Source organism: Nocardiopsis lucentensis DSM 44048, assembly GCF_000341125.1.
Lineage (GTDB): Bacteria > Actinomycetota > Actinomycetes > Streptosporangiales > Streptosporangiaceae > Nocardiopsis > Nocardiopsis lucentensis.
In genome coordinates this window covers 1-4580 of record NZ_ANBC01000445.1, presented here as the reverse complement: position 1 = coordinate 4580, position 4580 = coordinate 1, and the positions used below count along the sequence as shown (strand labels likewise).

The window sequence follows — 4580 nt, the reverse complement described above, 5'->3', positions numbered from 1 at the left end:
CTTGCCCCAGCCGTGACCGGCGGGAACACTGGGCCGCCCTCCGCCGTGCATCCTCCGGGGAGCGGCGGCCGCCCCTCATCACACGCCCTCCCCAGGGGTGTGGTGCGCCCACGCACAGAACGTCGAGGAGTTATTCACGTGGTGGACCAGAAGACCACTGCGGGCACCCGCGTGCCCGCCGGCCAGGGCGGTGTGCCCTCGCTGAGGGACCGCCTCACCCGCCGCAAGCCCGTCGAGAAGCTCGTGGCCGAGACGCAGGCCGCCGAAGGCGCGGGCCTGCGCCGACACATGGGCTTCTGGCAGCTGTCCATGATCGGCATCGGCGCCACCCTGGGCACCGGCATCTTCGTCGTCCTCGGTGAGGCCGTGCCGGTCGCCGGGCCCGCCGTCATCATCGCGTTCGTGCTGGCCGGGATCACCGCGCTGTTCTCCGCCCTCGCCTACGCCGAGATGGCCGGGATGATCCCCGCCTCCGGCTCCGCGTACTCCTACGCCTACGCCACCATGGGCGAGTTCATGGCCTGGATCTGCGGCTGGTGCCTGATGCTCACCTACGGCGTGTCCGTCGCCGCCGTCGGGGTGGGCTGGGGCCAGTACATCGACGAGCTCCTGCACCTGACCACCGGGCTGTCCATGCCCGCCGAGCTGCTCGCCGGGCCGATGGAGGGCGGTCTGATCAACCTGCCCGCCGCCATCGTGGTCCTGCTGTCGATGTTCGCCCTGCTCACCGGGGTGCGCGAGAGCAGCCGCGTCAACGCGGTCATGGTCGCCATCAAGATCGCCATCCTGGCCATGTTCGTGCTCATCGCCGTGACCGCCGTCCAGGACGGCAACTTCGCCCCCTTCATGCCGATGGGCATGGCGGGTGTCAGCGCCGCGGGCGCCACGCTGTTCTTCTCCTACATCGGGTTCGACTCCGCCTCCACCGCCAGCGAGGAGGCCAAGAACCCGCAGCGTGACCTGCCCCGCGCCATCATGTTCTCGATGATCCTGGTGACGGCCCTGTACTGCCTGGTCGCCTTCACCGCCGTCGGCGCGCTCAACTGGACCGACTTCGCCGACGGCGAGACCTCCCTCGCCGGAATCCTGACCAACGTCACCGGCACCCCGGTCTGGGCTGTCATCTTCGCCGCGGGCGCCGTGCTCGCCCTGGCCAGCGTCGTCCTGGTCGTCCTGTACAGCCAGACCCGCATCCTCTTCGCGATGTCCCGCGACGGCCTCATCCCCAAGGCGTTCTCCAAGGTGGACGCCAAGGGCACCCCGCGCGCCAACACGGTCATCACCTCCGTGGTCATCGCCGTCCTGGCCGCGCTCATCCCGTTGGGGCCGCTCGCCGACGCCACCGCCATCGGTACGCTCTTCGCGTTCGCCCTGGTCAACGTGGCTGTGATGGTGCTGCGCAAGCGCCGACCGGACCTGGAGCGCGCCTTCCGGATGCCGGGCGCCCCGGTCACCCCGGTCCTGGGCGTGCTCGCCTGCGCCTACCTGATGGTCAGCATGGACCTGAGCGTGTGGGTGGCCTTCGTCGCCTGGCTCGTCGTCGGCCTGGCCGTCTATTTCGCCTACAGCATGCGCCGCTCCGCCCTGGAGGCGGAGGGCACCGTCGAGGCCGGGGTCTGACCGGCTGAGACACGGGGGCGGGGCCGGGAATCTTCCGGCCCCGCCCCCGCGTTGCTGGGGGTGCCCGCGTGAAACAGGTGGGTGAAGACGCCGCTAACCATGCAACGAACCACCACTGACCACGCGAAAAACGCAACGAAGTGGATCTTTCGGGGCGCATTTCAGCGCGATCGTCCACCTAGAGTGGACGCGGCCGTACGCGACGACCGATCGGGAGGGGGAGCGATGACACGCCGACACCTGCGCGTGGCCCTGGACCAGGGCACCGGGCGCAGCGGGGACACCGCGTCCTCCCTCGCCAGGCTCGCCGACCGGGCCCGGGCCGCCGCCGACGAGGGCGCCGACCTGTTGGTCGGCCCCGAGATGTCGATGACCGGCTACGCCCTGGGCGCTGAGGTCACACGCCTGGCCGACCCCGCCGGCGGCCCCCTCTCCGAGGCCGTCGCCCGCGTGGCGGCCGACACGGGCGTGGCGATCGCCTACGGGTTCCCCGAGCGCGCCGACGGGCGCGTGTACAACACGGTGCGCCTGGTGGGCGGAGACGGCGCGTCCCTGGCGCTGTACCGCAAGAGCCACCTCTTCGGCGACCTGGACCGGGACATGTACGCCCCCGGGGACACCCCGGTCGTGCAGGCCCACCTGAACGGTGTCCGGCTCGGCTTCCTCATCTGCTACGACGTCGAGTTCCCCGAGACCGTGCGCGCGCACGCCCTGGCCGGGACCGAACTGCTCGTCGTGCCCACCGCGCTCATGCACCCCAACGTCCGGGTGCCCACCCTGCTGGTCCCGGCCCGCGCCATGGAGAACCAGCTGTACCTGGCCTACGTCAACCGCTGTGACGCCGAGGGCGACCTCGACTACATGGGACTGAGCGCCCTGATCGGCCCCGACGGCGCCGAGCTGCTGCGCGCCGGCCCCGGCGAGGAGCTGCTGGTCGCGGACGTGGACCCGGACGCGACCGCCGACCTGCTGGCCGAGCAGTCCTATCTGGACGATCGCCGACCCGATCTGTACGGGTCGCTCGTCCCCTGAACCACCACCCGACACCAGTCACATCAGCCACGCGGTACACCCGCTCGACGAGACCCTTGTGTAAGGAGGGGCCCATGACGTCCGCCGTGCCCACGGCCGCAGGTTCCGCGCCCGCGCAGGACACACCGTTGAACATGTGCGGACCGGACTTCCCGTTCGCCTACGACGCCTACCTGGAGAGCCCCGCCGGGCTCGGACAGGTCCCGGCCGAGAGCCACGGGACCGAGGTCGCCGTGATCGGCGGCGGCCTGTCGGGCATCGTCACCGCGTACGAGCTCATGAAGATGGGTCTGAAGCCGGTCGTCTACGAGGCCGACCAGATCGGCGGACGTCTGCGCACGGAGAAGCTGCCGAACTGCCCCGACGACGTCGTCGCGGAGATGGGCGCCATGCGCTTCCCGCCGTCGTCGAGCGCCTTCCTGCACTACGTCGAGAAGATGGGGCTGGAGACGACCCCCTTCCCGAACCCGCTCTCGCCGGTCACCCCGAGCACCGTCGTCGACCTCAAGGGCGAGTCGCACTACGCGACCACCCTCGACGACCTGCCCGAGGTCTACCGCGAGGTGGCGCGCGCCTGGGACCGCACCCTGGAGGAGGGCGCCCAGCACACCCGTATGCAGCAGGCGATCCGCGAGCGCGACGTCGCCACCCAGAAGGAGATCTGGAACGAGCTGGTGGACAAGCTCGACAACCAGACCTTCTACGGCTTCCTGTGCGAGTCGCCCGCCTTCGCCTCCTTCCGCCACCGTGAGATCTTCGGCCAGGTGGGCTTCGGCACGGGCGGCTGGGACACGGACTTCCCCAACTCCATCCTGGAGATCCTGCGCGTCACCTACACCGGCGCGGACGACGACCACATGGGGATCGTCGGCGGCGTCCAGCAGCTGCCGACGCGGATGTGGGAACACGCCCCGGACAAGATCACGTACTGGGCGCAGGGCACGTCCCTGGCCTCCCTGCACGGCGACGGGCCGCGCCCGGGGGTCACGGCGCTGCGCCGCACCGCCGCCAAGGGCTCCCCGTCCGGGAACATCACGGTCACGGACGCCTCCGGCTCCACCCGCACCTACGCGGCGGCGGTGTTCACCGCCCAGAGCTGGATGATGCTCTCCAAGATCGACTGCGACGAGAGCCTGCTGCCGATCGACCACTGGACGGCGATCGAGCGGACCCACTACATGGAGTCCTCGAAGCTGTTCGTTCCCGTGGACCGCGCGTTCTGGCGGGACAAGGACCCGGAGACGGGCCGCGACGTCATGAGCATGACGCTCACCGACCGCATGACCCGGGGTACCTACCTGCTGGAGGGTGAGGACCCGGACGGTCCCGCCGCGATATGCATGTCCTACACCTGGTGCGATGACTCGCTCAAGTGGCTGCCGCTGTCCGCCAACGAGCGGATGGAGGTCATGCTGAGCTCGCTCGGCAAGATCTACCCGGACGTGGACATCCGCTCGCACATCACGGGTGACCCGGTGACGATCTCCTGGGAGGACGAGCCCTACTTCATGGGCGCGTTCAAGGCGAACCTGCCGGGCCACTACCGCTACCAGCGCCGCCTGTTCACGCACTTCAAGCAGGACGAGCTGGAGGAGCGCCACCGCGGCCTGTTCCTGGCCGGGGACGACGTGTCCTGGACGGCCGGCTGGGCCGAGGGCGCCGTGCAGACCGCGCTCAACGCCGTGTGGGGCGTGGTGCGCCACTTCGGCGGTCAGACGGACTCGACCAACCCGGGTCCGGGCGACCTCTTCGACGACCTGGCGCCCGTGCGCCTTCCCGAGGACTGAGGGCCGACCGGCCTCGCCTCGACGGCCCCCGTCCGCGCGTCCACCGAACCGCGCGCGGCCGGGGGCCGTCCCCGTTCGTTTCCTGGAACGGTCGCCCATGGGGGTGCCGTTCGGGCGCCCGACGAGAGCGGGCGCCGCGCC

General features: G+C 70.5%; 3 protein-coding genes. All 3 read left to right on the top strand.

Annotation, left to right across the window (positions count from 1 at the left end):
* Positions 1–138 precede the first annotated feature (138 nt).
* Positions 139–1620, top strand: coding sequence for an amino acid permease (locus D471_RS0115645; protein WP_017599490.1), 1482 nt, complete (start codon positions 139–141; stop codon positions 1618–1620).
* Positions 1621–1845: 225 nt separating this feature from the next.
* Positions 1846–2652 (top strand): carbon-nitrogen hydrolase family protein, encoded by an 807-nt coding sequence (locus D471_RS0115640; protein ID WP_017599489.1) that lies wholly within the window; start codon positions 1846–1848, stop codon positions 2650–2652.
* Between the two features lie 74 nt (positions 2653–2726).
* Positions 2727–4439, top strand: a complete 1713-nt coding sequence (locus D471_RS0115635) for a flavin monoamine oxidase family protein (protein WP_017599488.1) — start codon at positions 2727–2729, stop codon at positions 4437–4439.
* Positions 4440–4580 lie beyond the last annotated feature (141 nt).